Annotated in this window: 19 protein-coding genes, 1 tRNA gene and 1 pseudogene; 15 read left to right on the top strand and 6 right to left on the bottom strand. The window is 33.2% G+C overall.

Annotation, left to right across the window (positions count from 1 at the left end; translation table 11 throughout):
* The first annotated feature begins 1 nt into the window (after position 1).
* From AAHI02_RS00825 to AAHI02_RS00805, 5 genes are all read left to right on the top strand, one after another.
* On the top strand, positions 2-688 hold the full coding sequence (locus tag AAHI02_RS00825; protein WP_346984992.1) for a type 1 glutamine amidotransferase domain-containing protein: 687 nt from the start codon (positions 2-4) through the stop codon (positions 686-688).
* 118 nt (positions 689-806) lie between these two features.
* Positions 807-1,331, top strand: coding sequence for a DUF1440 domain-containing protein (locus AAHI02_RS00820; protein ID WP_346984991.1), 525 nt, complete (start codon positions 807-809; stop codon positions 1,329-1,331).
* A 291-nt stretch (positions 1,332-1,622) separates the two neighbouring features.
* Positions 1,623-2,228: a DUF2911 domain-containing protein gene (locus tag AAHI02_RS00815; RefSeq protein WP_346984990.1), complete on the top strand. Its 606-nt coding sequence runs from the start codon at positions 1,623-1,625 to the stop codon at positions 2,226-2,228.
* A 52-nt stretch (positions 2,229-2,280) separates the two neighbouring features.
* On the top strand, positions 2,281-2,808 hold the full coding sequence (locus AAHI02_RS00810) for a GNAT family N-acetyltransferase (RefSeq protein ID WP_346984989.1): 528 nt from the start codon (positions 2,281-2,283) through the stop codon (positions 2,806-2,808).
* On the top strand, positions 2,805-3,176 hold the full coding sequence (locus AAHI02_RS00805; protein ID WP_346984988.1) for a cupin domain-containing protein: 372 nt from the start codon (positions 2,805-2,807) through the stop codon (positions 3,174-3,176). Before AAHI02_RS00810 ends, AAHI02_RS00805 begins: the two co-directional genes overlap by 4 nt.
* 81 nt (positions 3,177-3,257) lie before the next feature.
* Here AAHI02_RS00805 and AAHI02_RS00800 read toward each other — a convergent pair whose 3' ends face one another.
* Together AAHI02_RS00800 and AAHI02_RS00795 are read right to left on the bottom strand one after the other, a co-directional pair.
* Positions 3,258-4,001 (bottom strand): dienelactone hydrolase family protein, encoded by a 744-nt coding sequence (locus tag AAHI02_RS00800; protein WP_346984987.1) that lies wholly within the window; start codon positions 3,999-4,001, stop codon positions 3,258-3,260.
* A 374-nt stretch (positions 4,002-4,375) separates the two neighbouring features.
* Positions 4,376-4,807, bottom strand: coding sequence for a type I restriction enzyme HsdR N-terminal domain-containing protein (locus AAHI02_RS00795; protein ID WP_346984986.1), 432 nt, complete (start codon positions 4,805-4,807; stop codon positions 4,376-4,378).
* 7 nt (positions 4,808-4,814) lie between these two features.
* On the opposite strand from AAHI02_RS00795, the gene holA reads away from it, so the two are divergent.
* The 10 genes and pseudogenes from holA to AAHI02_RS00745 all read left to right on the top strand — a co-directional run bounded on the left by holA (position 4,815) and on the right by AAHI02_RS00745 (position 14,635).
* Entirely contained in the window at positions 4,815-5,852 is a 1,038-nt protein-coding gene (gene holA, locus AAHI02_RS00790; RefSeq protein ID WP_346984985.1) for a DNA polymerase III subunit delta, read from the top strand.
* Positions 5,853-6,032: 180 nt separating this feature from the next.
* Positions 6,033-6,975, top strand: a pseudogene (trxB, locus tag AAHI02_RS00785) (thioredoxin-disulfide reductase).
* A gap of 227 nt (positions 6,976-7,202) precedes the next feature.
* Positions 7,203-7,290: transfer RNA gene (locus tag AAHI02_RS00780), tRNA-Ser, on the top strand.
* 252 nt (positions 7,291-7,542) lie between these two features.
* On the top strand, positions 7,543-7,941 hold the full coding sequence (locus tag AAHI02_RS00775) for an Arm DNA-binding domain-containing protein (RefSeq protein WP_346984984.1): 399 nt from the start codon (positions 7,543-7,545) through the stop codon (positions 7,939-7,941).
* A 38-nt stretch (positions 7,942-7,979) separates the two neighbouring features.
* Entirely contained in the window at positions 7,980-8,750 is a 771-nt protein-coding gene (locus AAHI02_RS00770) for a site-specific integrase (protein WP_346986651.1), read from the top strand.
* 224 nt (positions 8,751-8,974) lie between these two features.
* Positions 8,975-10,261, top strand: a complete 1,287-nt coding sequence (locus tag AAHI02_RS00765) for a DUF262 domain-containing protein (protein WP_346984983.1) — start codon at positions 8,975-8,977, stop codon at positions 10,259-10,261.
* Complete coding sequence (locus AAHI02_RS00760; protein ID WP_346984982.1) at positions 10,209-10,688, top strand: DUF1524 domain-containing protein; 480 nt, start codon at positions 10,209-10,211, stop codon at positions 10,686-10,688. Before AAHI02_RS00765 ends, AAHI02_RS00760 begins: the two co-directional genes overlap by 53 nt.
* The gene (locus AAHI02_RS00755) at positions 10,685-10,867 is read left to right on the top strand and encodes a hypothetical protein (RefSeq protein ID WP_346984981.1); all 183 of its coding nucleotides are present in this window, start codon (positions 10,685-10,687) and stop codon (positions 10,865-10,867) included. The genes AAHI02_RS00760 and AAHI02_RS00755 overlap by 4 nt, the downstream gene beginning before the upstream one ends.
* Before the next feature lie 10 nt (positions 10,868-10,877).
* On the top strand, positions 10,878-13,313 hold the full coding sequence (locus AAHI02_RS00750) for a DUF262 domain-containing protein (protein WP_346984980.1): 2,436 nt from the start codon (positions 10,878-10,880) through the stop codon (positions 13,311-13,313).
* Positions 13,314-13,432: 119 nt separating this feature from the next.
* Positions 13,433-14,635, top strand: a complete 1,203-nt coding sequence (locus tag AAHI02_RS00745; protein WP_346983900.1) for an IS256 family transposase — start codon at positions 13,433-13,435, stop codon at positions 14,633-14,635.
* Positions 14,636-14,760: 125 nt separating this feature from the next.
* Here the strand turns inward: AAHI02_RS00745 and AAHI02_RS00740 are convergent, their stop codons facing one another.
* The 4 genes from AAHI02_RS00740 to AAHI02_RS00725 all read right to left on the bottom strand — a co-directional run bounded on the left by AAHI02_RS00740 (position 14,761) and on the right by AAHI02_RS00725 (position 19,699).
* The gene (locus AAHI02_RS00740; protein ID WP_346984979.1) at positions 14,761-15,183 is read right to left on the bottom strand and encodes a hypothetical protein; all 423 of its coding nucleotides are present in this window, start codon (positions 15,181-15,183) and stop codon (positions 14,761-14,763) included.
* Positions 15,158-16,246, bottom strand: coding sequence for a hypothetical protein (locus AAHI02_RS00735; protein ID WP_346984978.1), 1,089 nt, complete (start codon positions 16,244-16,246; stop codon positions 15,158-15,160). Before AAHI02_RS00735 ends, AAHI02_RS00740 begins: the two co-directional genes overlap by 26 nt.
* A 115-nt stretch (positions 16,247-16,361) precedes the next feature.
* Positions 16,362-17,426, bottom strand: a complete 1,065-nt coding sequence (locus AAHI02_RS00730; protein WP_346984977.1) for a DUF559 domain-containing protein — start codon at positions 17,424-17,426, stop codon at positions 16,362-16,364.
* A 146-nt stretch (positions 17,427-17,572) separates the two neighbouring features.
* Complete coding sequence (locus AAHI02_RS00725; protein WP_346984976.1) at positions 17,573-19,699, bottom strand: AAA family ATPase; 2,127 nt, start codon at positions 19,697-19,699, stop codon at positions 17,573-17,575.
* Between the last annotated feature and the right edge of the window lie 117 nt (positions 19,700-19,816).

Raw genomic sequence — 19,816 nt, 5'->3', positions numbered from 1 at the left:
TATGAAAGTATTATTTGTACTTACCTCCCACGATGAGCTGGGAAACACCGGCAAAAAAACAGGTTTTTGGGTAGAAGAATTTGCGGCACCCTATTATTCATTTAAAGATGAAGGATTTGACATTGTAGTCGCTACGCCAAAAGGCGGACAGGCACCCATTGATCCCAAAAGTGAAGATCCTGATGCCCAGACTCCCGCTACAGAACGCTATTACAAAGATGAAGAAGTGCAAAACATCATTGCCAATACCCACAGATTAAGTGATCAGAAAGCCGCAGATTTCGATGCTGTTTTCTATCCGGGAGGCCACGGACCACTTTGGGACCTGGCGTACGATAAAGATTCTCAACAATTAATTCTTGATTTCTATAATACGGAAAAACCTGTAGGAGCCGTTTGTCATGCACCTGGTGTTTTTAAAGATATAAAACTGGGAAATGGTGATCCGTTCGTAAAAGGTAAAAATGTTACCGGTTTTTCCAACACCGAGGAAGAGGCGGTACAGCTGACCGACGTTGTTCCTTTCCTGGTAGAAGATGAACTGAAAAAATCCGGCGGGCATTACAGCAAAACCGATGACTGGGGCGTACACGTTATTCAGGACGGCCTTCTGATCACCGGGCAAAATCCTGCTTCATCCGAAGTTGCAGCCGAAAAACTGATCGCGCTCCTGAAGAAAATAAAGTAAGCATAAAAACAAAACCATCTCTAGCAGGATGGTTTTGACTTTTATTCGCATTACTTAAACCATCATGATGCGTAATTAAAGTCAGCATTAACCACTCTCCTATTTTAAACTTTCAACAATGAACACACTCACAAAAGATATTATAAAAGGAATTGCAGTTGGATTATTGGCTTCTTTCATTAAATCTATCGCAGAACCGCCTTTACAAAAGCTGGGTGAAAGCTTATTTCCACCAAAACCAGATGAACTCGATTTACGGGGTGCAGATGTTACGTATCAGCCGGAAAATATGCCGCCGGCAGTATTGGCCAAAGAAATTTATAAGAACATTTGCTATAAGGAACTGTCGTACAATGACACTTTACAATCGATGAAAGTAATCCATTATACATTAGGAACCGCGATTGGAATTACGTATGTTTTGTTAGCAAATAACAATAAATACATTAAAGCAGGTGAAGGCTCCGCAGCAGGTATTGCGGTATGGGCATTCACACACGGTTCTGCCGTTCCGGCATTAGGGTTACAGGGAAAAGTTTCTGAAATGCCCACATCATGGTGGGTTTGGGAATTCGGTTCACACATCATTTTCGGACTGGCCATGGAACAGAGCCGGAAGATTTTAAATCAATTATTGAATTAACCGCAAAAGATGCAAAAGACAATTTTAAAAGTTTTATGAACTGATCATAGCTTTCAAAAGAATAAAATCAAAGATTTTTAAAAACTATTGTTAGCTTTTTCTTTTTATAAAAAGGGCTTAAGATAGAAACTTCTAATCTTTTGGAGCTTTTGTGGTTAAAAAAACTTATCACAAGCTTATAATGAAATTAGATTAATGTATTCGCTTACCTAGATTCTTTAACATAAATTTATTATCGCTGAGAAATAGAATTTTGATCTCGTTTTTGTATTTTAGGCAAAATTTTTAAAAGTGAAAAAAGTAATAGTTGCATTATGCATATCAGTATCAGCATTAGGTTTTGCTCAGGATTACTCGGTGCCGGCGGTGAGTCCGCGCCAGAAAGTTGAACAGCAGTTTTCTATGTCAAAAATTACAATAGACTACGGAAGACCGGGCGTGAAAGGAAGAAAAATATTTGGAGAACTGGTGCCTTACGGACAGGTTTGGAGAGCAGGCGCCAACTCATCTACCAAAATTACTTTCGGGCAGTCGGTGAATTTTGGCGGAAAAATCGTTCAGCCAGGAACATACGGATTATTCATCATTCCTACCGAAAAAGAATGGAAAGTAATATTAAACAAAGACTTCCAGCAGTGGGGCGCTTACACTTACGATCCTAAGCAGGATGTCGTGGATGTTACTGTTCCGGTAAACAAGCTTGCCGATAAGCAGGAATGGTTTGAAATCACGCTAAATCCAACAGGCGAAAATTCCGCAAATCTGGTTTTAAAATGGGACATGGCTCAGGCTGAGGTAGCATTAAAACCTTCAAGCCCTGAAGCTGTAACTAAAATTGCAGACAAACTAAAGGAAATAAAGAAAATAGAAGCTGACGCTGCCAAAACAAAGAGCTAAAAGTATTCAAATCATATATTCTGTCTGATCAGAATCCACAAAATATTATCCGATGAATTTTTCTATTCAAACTATATTAGAAAATCAGGAATATCAATTAATCCCCTTACAACAAGGGGATTTTGAGTCTTTATATAATGTTGCTTCCGATCCCGAAGTCTGGAAACAGCATCCCAATAAAGACCGATATCAAAAAGAGGTTTTTGAAATCTTTTTTAATGGTGCTATGAAAAGTGGCGGCGCTTTTAAAATTGTTGAAAAATCTACAGACGAAATCCTGGGAAGCAGCCGTTTTTATGATTACAACGAAAAAGAAAACAGCATTTTCATAGGATACACTTTCTACGGAACAAAGTGCTGGGGAAAAGGAATTAATCCACAGATCAAAAAACTGATGCTGGATTATATCTTTCAGTTTGTTGATACTGTTTATTTCCATGTCGGAAAAGACAATATTCGATCCAGAATCGCTATAGAAAAACTGGGAGCAGGGAACAAAGGCGAATATGAAATCGCTTACTTCGGAGAACCTTCAAGAATGAATATCTTATATCAAATCAAAAAAGAAAACTGGTTATGAAAAAATTTAAAATTCAGCAGACGCCATTTATAGTACCAACAACCGACGGAAAACTGATTGAGGAACACTGGGGAAATTCCACTGGAAACTCCAATATCTCTATCGCACACATGGTAGCGCCTCCGGATTGGAGCGAACCCCATCAGACACCCGAATTTGATGAATTCACCCTTATTATTTCAGGAAAAAAGCAATTTGAAATCGACGGTGAAACAGTGATCTTAGAAAAAGGACAAAGTATCTTCATCGAAAAAGGAGCAAGAATTCGCTACAGCAACCCTTTCCCTGAAGAATGTGAGTATGTCTCCATCTGCCTTCCCGCCTTTTCCATGGAATCGGTACACAGGGAAGATGAAGGAGTGGATTGAAAAATGTAATAATCTAAAAATGTAACAGTGTAACAATAATGAGATTAAATTGTTATACTGTTACATTAATTTATTGGTATATTATTTAAGGATTTCCTTAAGGAACATCAATGTATGATTCCAGGCTCTTTTTGCCATTACTTCGTTATAATCCGGTGACTTCGGATCCGTGAAGGTATGTTTTGAATGCGCATACGTAATGATCTGCCAGTCAGCATTGCCCTCATTCATTTCTTTTATCAAATTATTATAGTCTTCCGGCGACACACTTTTGTCATCAGCAGGATTTTCAACCAGAATTTTTGCAGCAATCGGTCCGTTTTTTCGTTCCTGAGCTTTTCCTATGCTTCCGTGTATGGAAACCACACCCACAACAGGCAGATTGCCTCTGGCCGATTCCAAAGCACCGGTTCCTCCGAAACAATAGCCTATTACCGCAATTTTATTTGCTATAGCGCCATTTTTCTTTAATTCTTCCAACGCAAGCGAAATTCTTTTCTGGTAAGCTTCATAGTTTTTCTTGTAATATCCTGAATTTCTTGCCGCTGTATCCATATTCGTCGGGATATTCCCTTCTCCGTAAATATCTGCGACAAAAGCAATATATCCTTGTTTCTCTAGCTCAGCAGCAGCTGTTTTTGCTTCGTCATCGATACCCTTCCAGGCAGGAAGAATAAGAACTCCCGGAAGCTTTTTCCCGGCGTTAGACGTTACCAGTCCATTGAGTTTTTGCGGACCGTCCTGATAAGTAACGGTTTTCAGTTTCTGACTGAAAAAATTTCCTGAAGTGAGTAAAATTCCGGCAAGTAAAATTGAACGTATCATATTTTGTAATTTAATTTTTTAAGGAGCTTTTTTTGACTATGTCGAATCGTATTTATTGTTTTTTGGAGCAATTTGATTACATTGGAAAGCAATATATATATATATCTTTTATTTGAAGCTTTTTGATTTCGTCGAATTGTATTTACTTATTTATTTTTTAAAGGAGCAATTTCCCGCTTTCGCTACTCGCTTTTCCTGGTTACGGCGGGCTTCGCCCGCCGTAACCAGGAAAGAGCTCAGACATACCGCTCAATCGCGGCTAGGAAAGTTTAGCATTTATAACAAATGAATGACAAAAATCTTTTATCTAAATTAATAAAAAATAACCCAATCATTAGCAATAAAATATTTCAAAGCTGTCATTCAACTTACATTTAATCAGGTTTATAAAACCGGTACTCTCCATTCTCATAATAGGCATTGATGTGGTGCAGACCATTCGTTAAAATAATTTCTTTCGCCCCAATAATAGAGTTGTATCTTGCTGTCTGCTCAAAGGTTTTCTCCGTCAGTTTTATTTGTGGTGCTTTACATTCAATTAAAATTTTAGGCTGAGTTTTCTCTGTGATAAGAAGATCTATTCTTTTGGTCAAACCATTTAAAACAATTTTTTTTTCAGTAATTAAAGCAGAAACAGAATAAGATTTTACGGTGAGATAATAGTGAACCCAATGCTGTCGCACCCATTCTTCAGGAGTGAGCAAAAGGTAAGTTTTACGAACCAAATCATAAATAAAAAACTTATCTTTGTCTCTCTTGAATTTAAAATCAAAAGTTTCCTGAAAATTCAGTTTTGGAAGTTCCATTTATAAGATGAAAGAATTAGATTTAATCCTCAAAAATATTAAAAATAAAGAAGTTTTACCGATTTATTTTTTCCACGGAGAAGAACCTTACTTTATAGATCTTGCTGTAAAAGCCTTCGAGCACGATTTTCTGACTGAGGATGAAAAGGCATTCAACCAGACCGTTGTGTACGGAAAAGATACGTCTTATCAGGAGATTCTTTCCCTGGCGAGACAGTTTCCGATGATGGGAGACAAGCAGGTGATCATTGTAAAAGAAGCGCAGGATCTGAAGCTGACCGAAAGTGAAAGCAGTGCTTTAGACGTATATGTTCAAAATCCTGTACCGTCAACAGTATTGGTTTTTGCCCATAAACATAAGAAGCTGGACAGCCGAAAAAAGGTTATGAAATCTTTAGACAAATCCAATGCATTATTTTTAAGCGAATCTATCAGGGAAAATAATCTTCCGAAATGGATTGCTGATGAATGTATTTCATTGGGAATAAAAACAGCACCCAATATCTCTCATTTGCTGGCAGAATACCTTGGAAATGATCTCTCAAGAATTGCCAATGAACTGAATAAATTAAAGATTATCCTCAAACCCGGGGATATTCTGGACGGTAAAATAGTGGAAGATCATATCGGGATCAGTAAAGAATATAATGTATTTGAGCTTCAGAAAGCATTAGGAACCAAAAATGCCAATGCAGCTTTTAAAATTGCACATTTTATGGGTAAGAATCCGAAAAACAATCCTTTCGTCATGATGCTGGCAAGTCTTTATAATTATTTTTCTAATGTGATCATTTATAATACGATGGCCGGTCAGCCACCGCAGGTTATTGCCGCACAGATGGGTGTAAATCCCTATTTTATAAAAGATTATGCAGAATCGGCACGACTCTATCCTCTAAAACATGCAACGAGAGTGATCTCTATTCTTCGTGAATTTGACATGAAAGGAAAAGGACTGGGAGCAGTCAATATGACAGAAGCAGAACTGATTAAAGAACTGGTTTACAAGATTATCAACGTCGATAAAATTAAGATGAAAGTATAAAGAAGTGAATGGTGAATAGTCAATTCATTTCATTTGTCAATTTACCTGAAGAGAATCCAAAGTTGACAATTGACCATTCACATATTAGATATTGACAAGTATCATTAAAATAACTTTAAATAAATATTAAAAATTACGAACTTAGCGGACGTAAATTTTAAATCTTTTGAAAAGCAAATTATGGAGCAAAACATTTTAGATTGTGTGATCGTTGGATCCGGTCCTTCCGGCTTTACAGCAGCAATTTATGCGGCAAGAGCAGATTTGAAACCTGAGTTATACACAGGTTTGGAGCCGGGTGGGCAATTAACTACAACTACGGAGGTGGATAATTTTCCGGGATATCCGGCGGGGATTACAGGTCCTGAAATGATGATGGATTTGCAAAAGCAGGCTGAAAGATTCGACACAAAAGTGCATTATGAGATGATCACCAAGGTTGAATTTTCTAAAGAAGTCGGCGGAGTTCACAAATTATATGCAGGAAACAAGGAAATTCTTGCCAGAACCGTGATTATTTCTACGGGTGCTACTGCAAAATATCTGGGTCTTGATGACGAGAAAAAATATGCGGGCGGAGGTGTTTCTGCGTGTGCGACCTGTGACGGATTTTTCTATAAAGGAAAAGATGTTGTGGTTGTGGGAGCCGGAGATACCGCAGCAGAAGAGGCTACATATCTTGCAAAATTGTGCAAAAAAAGTGACCATGCTGGTAAGAAAAGACACTTTCAGAGCATCCAAAGCAATGATTCACAGGGTACAGAATACACCGAACATCGAGGTTAAATTTCACCATGAATTAATCGCGATTGAAGGTGATAACAATCTGGTTGAAAGAGCGGTAGTAATCAATAATCAGACTCAGGAAACTTCTACGGTGGATGTTGACGGAATTTTTATTGCGATTGGTCACAAGCCGAATACAGATATTTTTGCAGGCCAAATCAATTTGGACGAAAATGGATATATCTTAACTGAAAAAGGCTCTGCGAGAACCAACCTTCCTGGAATTTTTGCCGCGGGAGATGTTCAGGATCATATTTATAGACAAGCGATTACGGCAGCCGGAAGCGGATGTATGGCCGCTATGGATGCAGAAAAATATTTGGCAGAATTACATTAATTATTGAATTTTAATTGAGACAAACGCATTTCTTGAAGTGCGTTTTTTTTATTATCAATACTACAAAACCTTCTTCATACAGCTTATAACCTGCAGTAATAAAAATATTTCTCTGATTTATAGTTGATTATTAAGTTTTGTTAAAATTTTATTGATAAATATTTTGGCAATAAACAAAAACTTTCTATATTTGCACCACTGAAAACGACGATAAAATCGGAGTTTCTGGAGAGTTGGCAGAGTGGTCGATTGCGGCAGTCTTGAAAACTGTTGACTGTAACAGGTCCGGGGGTTCGAATCCCTCACTCTCCGCCAGGTTAGAAACCAAAATAAGCTAAAACGCTGTAAACATCAATGTTTACAGCGTTTTTTGTTTTAGCGCAGGTATCAAAAAAAACCAAAATAGGTCACGATTTATATGTCCTATTTCGTGTCCCATTCAAAAAAACACAAAAATGGGTCACGAAAAATCAAGGAAAACCCGACCAATAGGTAGTCTAACGATTGTACATCTTGCAAAAAGTGGTAACAAAAAGTAAATTATTAATCAATTAAAGTTATCACACAATGAACAAAACATTCAACCTGTTATTCTTTATCAAAAAGAATAAAATCAGAAACAACGGAACCGCTCCCATCTACTTACGAATTACAATAGACGGAAAGGCAGCAGACATTGCTGCCAAAAGGTATATCGATCCGAAGAAATGGGATGTTAAAGCACACAAGGCATTGGGTAATTCGCAAGAAGCTAAAACGCTGAATCTCTATCTTAAAACTTTGGAACAAAAAGTTTACGATTTCCACTACCTTATGCTGAAAGAAGAAAACTTTGTAACAGCAGAGAGTTTAAAATCTAAATTGCTTGGAACCGATATTGAGCAAAGAATGCTCATTCCCATCTTTCAGGAGCATAATGACAAAGTGGAAGCCCTAGTCGGTCAGGATTTTGCTCCGGTACATTAGAACGTTATAAAACATCTTTAAAGCATACGCAGGAATTCATTAGTTGGAAATACAAAGTTTCTGATATTGATATCACAGAAATTGATCACGGTTTTATCAGCGACTATGACTTCTGGCTGCGCAGTGTCCGTAAATGTGGAAACAATACTGCTGTGAAATACCTCAAGAATTTCAAAAAGATCATCCGATTATGTATGGCGCACGGCTGGATCACGAAAGATCCTTTTCTGGGTTACAAAGCAAAGATCAAAGCTGTGGAACGTCCTTACCTTACCAAAGAAGAAATTCAGATGATCTACGAAAAGGACTTTGCATCAGATCGATTAAACCAAGTTCGGGATATTTTTCTATTTAGCTGCTATACCGGCCTCGCCTATGTGGATGTAAAGCAGTTGTCAAAATCCAACATCAATGTGGGGATTGATGGCGATCAATGGATTTTTACCCATCGTCAGAAGACCGGTACCTCTACAAGGGTTCCACTATTACCTATAGCTCGAGAAATGGTTTTAAAATATGAGAATCATCCGCAGTGCGTCAATTCAGATGTCCTTTTTCCTGTTTTGAGTAATCAGAAAATGAATTCTTATCTAAAAGAAATTGCGAGCGTCTGTGGAATCAATAAGGATTTAACGTTCCATATTGCAAGACACACATTTGCTACTACTGTTACTTTGTCCAATGGCGTTCCCATTGAAAGTGTGAGCAAAATGCTTGGACATACGAATATAAAAACCACTCAGCATTATGCGAAGATCCTGGATAAGAAAGTGAGTGATGATATGGCGGTTTTAAGGGGGAAACTTTAGCACGAGAGTTTATCCCGTAATTTTTCTATACTTTTTTGATATATATTTGAACATTTATTTTGTGGATTAACAAATTTGTTAAAAAAGAAAAGTTTAGTTGGAAAAACTTATAAAAATGTCAATATAAGGGGCTGAGGAATTTTGAACAAAATACATGATAAGAGATTGCTCCTAAATAACAGTGATTAACAGTGTAATTTAATTAATAAAACTAAAAAACAACCGTGAAGAAAAACACAATCTTATTATTTCCTATCAAAAAACTACGGGATATAACTTTCGAAATTGGTAATTATCAAAGAGGATACAAGTGGGGGAAAAAAGAAATTTTAGAACTACTTAACGATATTAATGAGTATAAGGAAGATTCCGGACTATACTGTCTCCAGCCAATTATTTTGAAGCCGACAGCTATTGAAAGACAAAAAATACAGATAGATGCCGAAACCATAGAAATCTTCGCAAAGAATGAAGTAATAGATGGTCAGCAGAGAACAACAACACTATTTCTATTGTTGTCATACTTAGAGTTTATTAATGCTATAGATTCTTCTTGGAAGTATGAGATCGATTTCTCAACCAGAACCCGTAGCGGTGTTTTCCTCAAAACAAAACTTCATGAGCTTTTTACTTTCAATATAGATGCACTTCAAGATTCTGATGTTACAGAGCGAGATTACAGCAATTTGAAAACTGCCAATGGGCTTTGGTCAGCTTTTATAATGAAGCATAAAGATTATGATACGGTAGATGTATATCACTTTTTTGTCGTCTGCCTTTTTATCCGCAAGTGGTGTGAAATAATGCTCATTAATAAAGGTTCTGCGGAGGGTTTTGTAAAGAAACTGCTCAACGACGTAAAAGTGATTTGGTATTCGCTGGATTCGGCAATGAACAATGATAGAGTGATAGACGTTTTTCTAAATAACAATAAAGGTAAAATAAAGCTAACAAGCTCAGAATTGATAAAAGCACTATTCATTTTGGACATTAAAAGAAAGGAAGTTCAGGAATTGGCAGATTTCAAAGTTAGTCAGTTTGCTTTGGAATGGGATGCAATAGAAAAATCATTACAGAAAGATTCCTTTTGGTATTTCATACAACCAAACGAAGATTTGTACACAGAGGGAACAAGAATTGATTACCTGTTTGATTTGCATCTTAATAAAAAAGCACAGGATAACCTATTTGCTTACAGATTTTATGAGAAAAATTATAACTACAGTACAGGAAAATCTCCTTCATTTGCAGATGAATGGGAAAAAATAGTACGGCTTCATAACAAAATTGTTGATTGGTTCAAAGATTCAGAACTTTACCATTTCATAGGTTACTTGACGAATGCCCATATCAAAAATCTTGGTCAAATAATAGAAAAACTTAAAGGTAAAGGTAAGAAGGATTCCAAGAAGGAACTCAAAACCTTCATTATCGAAGCTTTTAAAAAAGAGGCAACGGATGATAATAAAAAAAGTTTACAAGATTTACAACTTGGAAAATCTGCATTTTGAAAAACATAAAACAGAAACACAAAAAGTTCTCTTACTCCACAATGTTTTATACTATATCAATAACATTTCTGAAAATAAATTTCCTTTTGAGCTCTATGTAAATATGAAATGGAGCATAGAGCATATTATCCCCCAGAATCCTAAAGAAATTACGGACTTTGAATTGTACAAAAATTGGTTTGCGGAACAGGTAAAGTTTCAGTATGAAGGTAAAGAACTTGAAAACGTAGATATACTAGATCAATTAAAAAGTAAGAAATCCTTTGAAGATCTGAAAACCGATGAGCTGCTAGTTGGACGAATAGATGAATTAGTAAAATTGTTCGCAAATAGAACGCATCAGATTAATAATCTGTTACTTTTGGATAGATATACCAACAGTGCATTGCAAAATGATCTATTTGAAGAGAAAAGAAAAAAATATTGAGATTTGATAGAAATGGACAAACAGATTCAGGGGTCCCTGTTTTTATACCAGTCGAAACATTAAATGCTTTTAATAAAACATTCAACGAAAAATTTTCTTACGCACATTGGACAAATAAGGATGGAGAAGCGTATAAAAAAGGAATTGAAGAAAGGTTAAACGAATTTTTACCAAACTAAAAACTAATAAATGTCAATATCAAATTATACATTTTGGAAACTCCTCAATGATCAGGGAGTTGAGATACCATCTATCCAAAGAGATTATGCTCAAGGTAGAGATTACGGTAAAATCCCCGTAATTAGGAAAAAATTTCTTGAAGCGATCATCCATGCTCTTGTTTCCAGAGAAAAATTAGGACTTGACTTTGTGTATGGGAAAATTTTTGGGCTCAGAAATGAAGAAGAATATAAGAGAAATAAAAAAGCAATCGAGGTCTTGTTGAATAGTATAAAAACTTATGCTAATTCTATTGACCTTACTATTGGAGAAACTTTCGTTGAAGAGAAAGATTTTAAAGATCAAAAGTTAATCTATTTGATTCCCTTAGATGGACAACAAAGATTAACGACTTTATTTCTTATACATTGGTATTTAGCCAAGAGGCTAGGAAATTTTGAAGATTTATCGACATTGAAAAATTTCAAATATAGAACCAGGAAAAGTACGGAAAATTTTATTCATTTATTATGTACTGATGTTAAGTTGGATTTCAAACTTAATCTAAAAGAAGAAATTATTAATCAAGAAGGCTTTTCAAATACTTGGCAGAATGATCCGACCGTCAATTCTATGCTGAATGTAATAGAGGAAATACACAAATTAGTTGATCATAACTATTCCGAACAGGAATTAATATTGTTATATGAAGGTCTTACTACTGAAGATTTAATTTACTTTGATTTTTTAGATTTAAAAGATTTTAATCTTTCTGATGACCTTTATGTAAAAATGAACGCTAGAGGAAAGCAGTTATCTGATTTTGAAAATTTCAAAGCTTGGTTATTCAACAAAATCGAGCAAGAAAATTTAATAAAAGATAATTCGAGGACAGATTACAACCAAAATTTTGATGTTTCTTGGAATGATATTTTTTGGAATGCAAAAAGTAAAAACATATATGAGATTGATAGTAGTTATTTTGAATATTTCAAGCTTAGTTTTCTAAGTCATTTTATAAAAGAATACTCAGCAAAAGAAAATTCTATTATAAATAAAAATGCAAACGGATATTATATTAATTCAGAAGTAGTAGATTTATTGGTCAAAAAATCGCCTGACTTTGATTTCGAAAAATTTTTTGATAATGATGTTTTCAAAAATAATCTGCAAACCTATTTTCGATTTTTAGAATTATGTAAAGTTGAAACCACTGGAGAATCTAATATGATGATTTTAGATTCGACATTGGAAGAGTTTTTTAGTTTCTATCTTGAAAATGATTCTTTTAAGACTTTTAGCCAGTTTTACTTTTCAGCAAATATTATATCAACAAATTGGTGGCAAAAACTTTATTTTTTTGCTATTCAGCGTTATATTTTAAAAGTAGATAAATATCTCAAGCAATATTCTCAAGAAGAATTAAACCATTTAAGAGATTACAACCGCATTATTTCAAATTTAATCTTTAATGCTTATATAGATTCCCCAGATGATTTTAAAAATAATCTACATTCAATAGAGCTACTTCTTGAATCACTAGATTTTTCAAAGTCATTAATAAGACAAATAGATTTAATATCCACAATGTCTTTTCCTAAAATTCAGAAAGATGATGAGATTGCAAAATGTGAACTGCTTGTAAATGAAGATTGGAGAACTCCTATAGTGCTTGCGGAAAAGCATCCTTATTTTTATGGACAAATTAAATTTATTATTGATTTTTCGGGCAGAGATTTAGATGAATTTCAGAATATTTTCAATAAGATTAATCCTTTATTTCGAAAAGAAATTTTAAATCACAAATCTTTTTTATTACAAAGAAGTCTTCTTACAAAAAGTGATTATTTTGTTTCAAAATCTGATAATAAAAAATCATTTCTTAAAAATACTTTTGGTACCGTCAGAGAACGTAATGAAAATTGGAGACAGATTTTTAATGATGATAATAAAAACAAAATCTTGAAATCTCTAATACTTGATACTGATTACGATGAAAACAAATTAGAAATATCATTAAAAACTATTATTCAAAAATGTATTGGCTCTATTTCAATTGACGGTATTAGCTTTGAAAATTTACATTACAAAGAGTTATATATTAGATGTCCTGAAATTTTCAATTATGGACGAGAAAATCTTATACAGCTATTTAATAATCATTATGCTTATCAGCTAAATTCTACATCGACTATTGGTTATTTTAATGAACTAATTACGTTTTACATAAAAAATTTATATTTTAAAAATGTGAAGAAAGTTGAGTACAATTTTGAGATTGGATGGGATAATAATCCTTCTTTAGGAATAAATAATTACATTATCAAACTTGAGCCTTCCAATAATAGAATTACTATAGTCGAAAAATCTATAAATGTGTGCGAAGTCTGCTATAATATAAAAGAAGTTGTACGAAAGATTAATAATCTAACTAATGAAAAATCTAAAGAATTACCAGCAAACTAAAAAAGGTAGTGTCTCACTAACTGTGTAAGTTAAAAAGTTATTCTGGAAAATTTTGAGCCCTCATAGCTCAAAAAATTTTACGGAAATAACTTTTTATTATTTTTAATCATTACATAGTTATGATAGACAAAGAAGACTTATTAAACAACAAGGATTTCTATAAGTCCTTTAAAAATGGAGAAGACCTAACCTCTTTCTTCAAAGAAATGCATAAACGAGCTGTAGAACATATGCTTGATGCAGAATTGGACACCCATCTGGATAATGAAAAGCATCAGAAATCCATCACTGGAAATTTCAGAAACGGACACGGGACCAAGAAGATAAAATCCTCATTTGGCGAATCTGAAATTAAAGTTCCCCGAGATAGAGAAGGTAGTTTTGAACCTGCATTAGTCCCAAAGAGACACAACATCATCGAAGGTTTGGAAAATATTATCATCTCATTTTATGCTAAGGGAATGAGTGTAAGTGATATTGAAGAGCAAATTAAAGAGATGTATGATTTTGAGGTTTCTACTTCTACCATCTCACGAATCACCAATGCTGTTGCCAGTGAAGTGGTAAGCTGGCAAAACCGTCCGCTTGAAGATTTATATCTCATTGTTTGGATGGATGGCATTGTTTTCAAGGTAAGAGAAAACTCCAAAGTCATTAATAAAACAGTTTATCTGGCTGTGGGATTAAACCGTGACGGGAGAAAGGAGGTGTTAGGAATGTGGCTTGGAAAAAATGAAAGTTCAGCTTTCTGGATGGGCGTTCTCACAGATTTAAAAGCTCGTGGTGTAGAGGATATTCTCATCACCGCCACCGATAATTTAAACGGATTTACCCAGACTATCCGTTCTGTTTTTCCTGAATCTCAAACCCAAATTTGTGTTGTACACCAAATCAGAAATACCTGCAAATATGTAGTTTGGAAGGACAGAAAAGACTTTTCTGCCGATATGAAACATATTTACACTGCTCCAACAAAACAAGCAGCTGAAGCAGCTCTGGGTGATTTTGCAGAAAAATGGGAAAGCAAATATTCTTATGCTATCGCATCCTGGCGGAATAATTGGGATGAGCTGACTGTATTTTTTGAATTTCCTTTAGAGATCCGAAAAATCATTTACACCACCAATTTAATTGAAAATCTCAACGGGAAAATCAGAAAATACACCAAAAACAAAATGTCTTTTCCTACCGATGATGCCGTAATGAAATCAGTGTATCTCGCTTTAAAAGAAGCTACTAAAAAATGGACCATGCCAATTCAAAATTGGGGTATTGTTCTTAACCAGTTTATGCTTATTTTTGAACAAAGGCTCAGATTATAAAAATCCAAGCCCCTAACTTTTTAACTTACACACTTCGTGGGAGAGTGTCCTAAAAAAAGTGAGTTGATATTACATGTCAGATAAAGTCTTGGCTATTACATATTATTATTTTTACAATTCAATTATTACATGTTTTTGTCAATATGTAAATACTTAATCCCCTGTTTACTATAATTTATGTAATAAAAATTATATCCTAAAATTTTTAATATAACTCGATGAATAAGAGTAGCGTATGCATCAGATATTTTTTTTATCCTTTGTTGTTCTTCAACTGTATCATAATTTATAGCTTGATGGGTCATTTGGTTACGTGCTAATAAAGCTTGATTTTCAATAGATTTTTTATCAAAATGAATCTCTAGATATTTAAAAAACACTCGCATCTTTTCTCCAATACTAAAATTATAAGGATTCTTTATTTTATTAATTATAGATGACTTAAATTCATATCCCTCCAACTTTTTTTCTAAAGATTCGAGTTCATCTTTGATTAAAATATGATAATTATTCTTTTCATCTTTACTGTATGTTTTTTTGTAATCCATGAACTTTAACAAATGAATCTATTAAACTCTCTAAGCCCGAAGATAATGTTGGTAGATTGGTTCCTAACGGTGAACTTTGACCAATCCAAAGTTTCCATAAACAATCAGAAAGCGATATCTTATTATATTGATTAACGAAATTGCTAAAAAGTTCATTTAGAATTTTCTCAAGAAAATTTCTATCTTTTCCGTTACTTAATGGTATAGGATTCATATTTCTATTTTTATACAACTTTCTCGACCACGGATTTATTGATTCTGTTGCGATAAGTTCATATCCATTAATGAATGAGCTTGATCCAATATTTTGCAGATGACTTCCAAATATAAATGATAAAAACTCTTGTACTATTTTTCTGAAATATTGGTCTGGAAAATCATTTGAAATATTACGATACTCGACTAAAATTCCATCCATATTATCTGGTAAATATTTTTTATTTACTGCTTGAATACAAATAATTTGGTTTTGATAATTCAATACAAAATAATCCCATGAACTTGAGTATCCATTACCGAAGTATTCGATATTCTCTTCGTAATGATCTAAACTGGTTCTATATTTATAATGCTCACTAAAGTTTATTCTTTTTGTTAGTCCACTAAACAAAATATCAGGAATTGAGCAAAGAGAGTAATCGCATATTTTATCCGGTAGAATATTTCTATTATTTACTAATTCAATACCTTCTAAATATACTTCACATCTAAACTCAAAATATAATACATCATCTTTTTTAAATGGAATCTGATTAATAAATGAAATATCAAATCCCTTTATACGATATATATTTCCATTTGATTTGGCTTCAATTGTTTCACCTTTTATAAAGCCGACTTTTTTTAGTTCATCGTCTTCATAGTATTCCAATTCTTTTGGATTTTTTGTTACACCTTTTAATATCCCTTTTAGCCTATAATCATAATCTCTAAAAATTTCAATAGTCGAATTAGAAGGAATTTTATAATGATTAGTTAGTGAAAAAAGTTCAGTTACTTTTAGAGGAAACTCATTGCCTTCCCAATCATAACTTTGAAATTTTTTGTTATCAATCTTTTTCATTTATATCCGCAGTTTTTCATCACATCATTCTTATTATAAAAGTAAATACATTTTTTTTAGATAATCACTGTTATGTATCTCAACCATGTTTATTAATACAACTTTAGTTGAGATATTATTTTTCGTATTCGTTTTGAATGGTCTCTAATACATTTTCTAAATTTTCAGTAATATCTTTTCCAGTAAATCTTAAAACATTTATGTCTAATGTGTTTAAAGCTTCATTAATTTTTTTATCTTTATTTAAATCATGAAATTCTTTTCCGTCACAAAAGATTGCTAGCTTTTTATCTGGAAAATAAAAATCAGCTTGAGTAATAAGTTGTTCTTGTCCCAACCAAATGCCGCTGTCTTGCATTTCGAAATAGTTTGCAATGACATCTCCTGACTTAAAAATATTTGTCTGTATTATTGGAGTCAATTTCTTCAAATACATTCCCTGTAATAGAAATAATTCAATAGGAGAATCACACCCGAAAATTCTACGAGGTTCAGTATTTGAAAAGTTTTTAAAAAATAAATTCGTCTTATATTTTCTATATTTCGCATTGGTTTCTTTTGATGACGTACTATTCTCTAAGACTTTTGTTTCTCGTTTATCAAAAATTGGAGATAAAAAATACATTCCCCAATTAAAACCAACAGTATCAATATAATCATTATAATCTATATTTGAAAAAATTTGATAATCCATTCCCATTCCTTGTTTCCAAGATTGAAAAGGATTAAATTCTGTGAAAACTAAATTTCCTTCTTGGCTTAATTGTTCAACATCCATTTGCTCGAGTAATTCTATCCTCCAAGTATCTATTGTACCTTTGTTTGTCATAGGTAATAAAGAAATATTATACGGTAAACCTTTTAATGAACCGTCTGGACTGTCTTCTATGGCAAAAAAATTAAAAACAATTGAAATTGCTTGAAACTCATTTACTCCGATACTTTTATAATATTCGTATTCTATTTCAGAAGGATTTACTGTTAAAATTGCTGGATGACCTGAATCAGTTAAAAATTTTAATCTCGAATTTGTAATCGGCAATATTCCATTTAAGGCATGAAAGTCTAGATTTAATATCGGCGGAATATTTCTAAAATCAATTTCTAAATCTTTTTGTTTAGGAAAATTTTTATAATATTTTAAATTATCTTCTAAAAATTTAGGTCTATTCAGTATCATACAAATATTTGGTGCGATATGTTAATTAACTGTTACGGTAAAGTCGGAGGTGAATTTTGCTAGCAACAAAGTTTTATTAAAAACGAAAATAGATGTCCAGTTGAAGTCTTTCAGTATTAGTTTTTTTTAACATCATAAGCAGCGTATCACCTTAAAAGCTGCTCAAATAGTTTCTTCCATATTGAAATGTATTTTTCATCAACTTTATCGAAATTCTTATCAAATTTATTTTGCATATCTCTTGCAATATCGACTTTCCAACCTTTTTCTAAAATTATATTCTCTGTTCTAGCCCAGTCTTCGACTTGGTTTACAATAGGTTTATCTTTGGTATAAAAATCTTCAAAATCATTTTCTGCTCTATATTTTTTGTCTATCAGCCTAATTAATGAGTCTGGTTCCAACAAATCTTCAATTTCATAAATATCTTCCCCTATAAAATCTTTCACGCCAATTACTTTTTCTTTTTGGTCCAAATATTTGCCAGTTTTTAATTGTTTTTGGAAATCCTCTCCTGCTTTATCTGAGTCTAATAAAACAATAGGTAAATCATTATCTCGTGAAGCTACCAATTTTGAAACGGGTGACATTCCTCTAACTCCACCAGTTGGAATAAAAACAATCTCTTTTGAGTATTTTAAATCACCATTTCCAATCAAGAATCTTTTTATTAAACTTAAGTATATCTGGTCACTTGGTCCCTCAACTAAAATGGGCTTGCAGCCTAATAAAAGCGTGTCTGATACTGTCAAGCCTAATGCGGCATGAACAGGATAAATAGATTTTTCAGCATCAGTTTCATTATATCGCAAATTGGAAGAAACTTTTGTTCGGCCTGTTTCTAAATCAACATACACAGCTTTTACATTTGCCAAGTTATCCATATCAACCAAGAATGGAGAATGAGAAGTATATAGTAGTTGATTATCCTCTGACAATTTTCTGAAGAACTTCGCTAAGTCATATTGTGCAATTGGATGCAGCGATAAACCGGGTTCGTCTAAGAGTAATATTGTATTGTTATGTTCTTCTTTTGTTTCCACTAAGAATACAAGAAAAAAACTAAAAAACCATTGCAAACCTCTACTTCTTCCTTCAAGCTCAATATGTTCGGGACGAAGTTTATCGGAAACATTTATCCGGAAATGATTTCCATCAGCTTGAAAATCAAAAATATAATCACCTTGCAGCCACCATTTTTTAAAGCTAGTGGTTAATTCCGTCGCTGCAGATCGTAATAGAACACCTCTTTCTTTTTTCTTTTCAGACCATTCCTTTACTTCCTCATCTGTTAAATCAACTTCTTGCGAGCTTATTTCTTGCTCATAATGATTTAGTTTTTTAATAATGACTTTTCTATCGTTACCTAACTCATAAATTTCTTGAGGTGATAAACCAACATATTTAAAAAGTACGTCTAAAGTCCTAACTTTTGCTCTAGCTGATTCAGATAAATCTTTACGTTCTAAATCTTCAATTACCCGAGGTAAAAAGATTTCACTATCTAGATTTCCATAGTCAGAATAATAAACAAATTTTGGTATATTTTTTAGGACTTTTTGCCTAATTTCTTTAGTTGTTGAAATGGGCTTCGCATCAAAAGCATCAATGAAAAATTGAAGATTTTTAGAAATATTGTTTGCAAAATATTCTGGGATATTTTTCTTTCTGCTAAAATTTGTGTTCAATAAATTTTGAATTTCTATTATAATTTTTTCAATATCAGATTTAACAAAATAATCTTCCTCAAAGTTTTTCTTTAGGTTTTCTAACAGATCATTAATTAAGTTTTTGTTTTCATCAGATTCTTTAATGAAAAAATCTTCATTCGCAATATTAGTCTTAAATTGGTTCAAAACTGTTATTATCCTTTCACTCGAAAAACTTCTAACTTCCGAATATGGGAAAGATATACGATATTCTCCGTTATATTTTCTTTGTACTAAAGTTCTTTTGACTTGTTCAATATCACAATCTAATTCTGATGATATTTCATTTGCCAACTTATCGTTTAAAATAAAGTCAGCTTGTATGAATACATCCTCAGAGTGATTGTCTGTCTTGTATTTACTATATAAATTTCGTGGAAAATCGTCTAACGGTACGATTGGTTCATTGTTAGCAGGTCTCAATTTCCACAAAGCTATCAGCAAGTTAGTTTTTCCAGCTTCGTTTGTTCCAACTAAGCAAGTATTATCAGATACTTCTATCCAATCACTTTCTTCTATTGATCTAAAATTAATTACCTTAAATCTGTCTAATATTGTTTTCATCAGTTATAATTTTTGGTTTGGTATTATTAAATTATCAGAAAATTAAGTGCTGAATTTAATTTTAAAATTTAATTAATACAGCACCAAAATGAAGTTATTTCCAATTGCCGAAATCGA

The sequence above is a fragment of the Chryseobacterium sp. POE27 genome (genome assembly GCF_039727685.1).
Taxonomy (GTDB): Bacteria; Bacteroidota; Bacteroidia; order Flavobacteriales; family Weeksellaceae; genus Chryseobacterium.
The sequence above is the reverse complement of the archived record's forward strand: the minus strand, read 5'-3'. Positions and strand labels throughout refer to the sequence as shown.

Excerpts from the sequence above, each read along its gene's own strand:
- AAHI02_RS00825 (WP_346984992.1), top strand. The coding sequence starts at position 2 with ATGAAAGTATTATTTGTACTTACCTCCCACGATGAGCTGGGAAACACC.
- AAHI02_RS00820 (WP_346984991.1), top strand. The coding sequence starts at position 807 with ATGAACACACTCACAAAAGATATTATAAAAGGAATTGCAGTTGGATTA.
- AAHI02_RS00810 (WP_346984989.1), top strand. The coding sequence starts at position 2,281 with ATGAATTTTTCTATTCAAACTATATTAGAAAATCAGGAATATCAATTA.
- AAHI02_RS00805 (WP_346984988.1), top strand. The coding sequence starts at position 2,805 with ATGAAAAAATTTAAAATTCAGCAGACGCCATTTATAGTACCAACAACC.
- AAHI02_RS00800 (WP_346984987.1), bottom strand. The coding sequence starts at position 4,001 with ATGATACGTTCAATTTTACTTGCCGGAATTTTACTCACTTCAGGAAAT.
- AAHI02_RS00795 (WP_346984986.1), bottom strand. The coding sequence starts at position 4,807 with ATGGAACTTCCAAAACTGAATTTTCAGGAAACTTTTGATTTTAAATTC.
- holA (WP_346984985.1), top strand. The coding sequence starts at position 4,815 with ATGAAAGAATTAGATTTAATCCTCAAAAATATTAAAAATAAAGAAGTT.
- AAHI02_RS00775 (WP_346984984.1), top strand. The coding sequence starts at position 7,543 with ATGAACAAAACATTCAACCTGTTATTCTTTATCAAAAAGAATAAAATC.
- AAHI02_RS00760 (WP_346984982.1), top strand. The coding sequence starts at position 10,209 with ATGATAATAAAAAAAGTTTACAAGATTTACAACTTGGAAAATCTGCAT.
- AAHI02_RS00750 (WP_346984980.1), top strand. The coding sequence starts at position 10,878 with ATGTCAATATCAAATTATACATTTTGGAAACTCCTCAATGATCAGGGA.
- AAHI02_RS00745 (WP_346983900.1), top strand. The coding sequence starts at position 13,433 with ATGATAGACAAAGAAGACTTATTAAACAACAAGGATTTCTATAAGTCC.
- AAHI02_RS00740 (WP_346984979.1), bottom strand. The coding sequence starts at position 15,183 with ATGGATTACAAAAAAACATACAGTAAAGATGAAAAGAATAATTATCAT.
- AAHI02_RS00735 (WP_346984978.1), bottom strand. The coding sequence starts at position 16,246 with ATGAAAAAGATTGATAACAAAAAATTTCAAAGTTATGATTGGGAAGGC.
- AAHI02_RS00730 (WP_346984977.1), bottom strand. The coding sequence starts at position 17,426 with ATGATACTGAATAGACCTAAATTTTTAGAAGATAATTTAAAATATTAT.
- AAHI02_RS00725 (WP_346984976.1), bottom strand. The coding sequence starts at position 19,699 with ATGAAAACAATATTAGACAGATTTAAGGTAATTAATTTTAGATCAATA.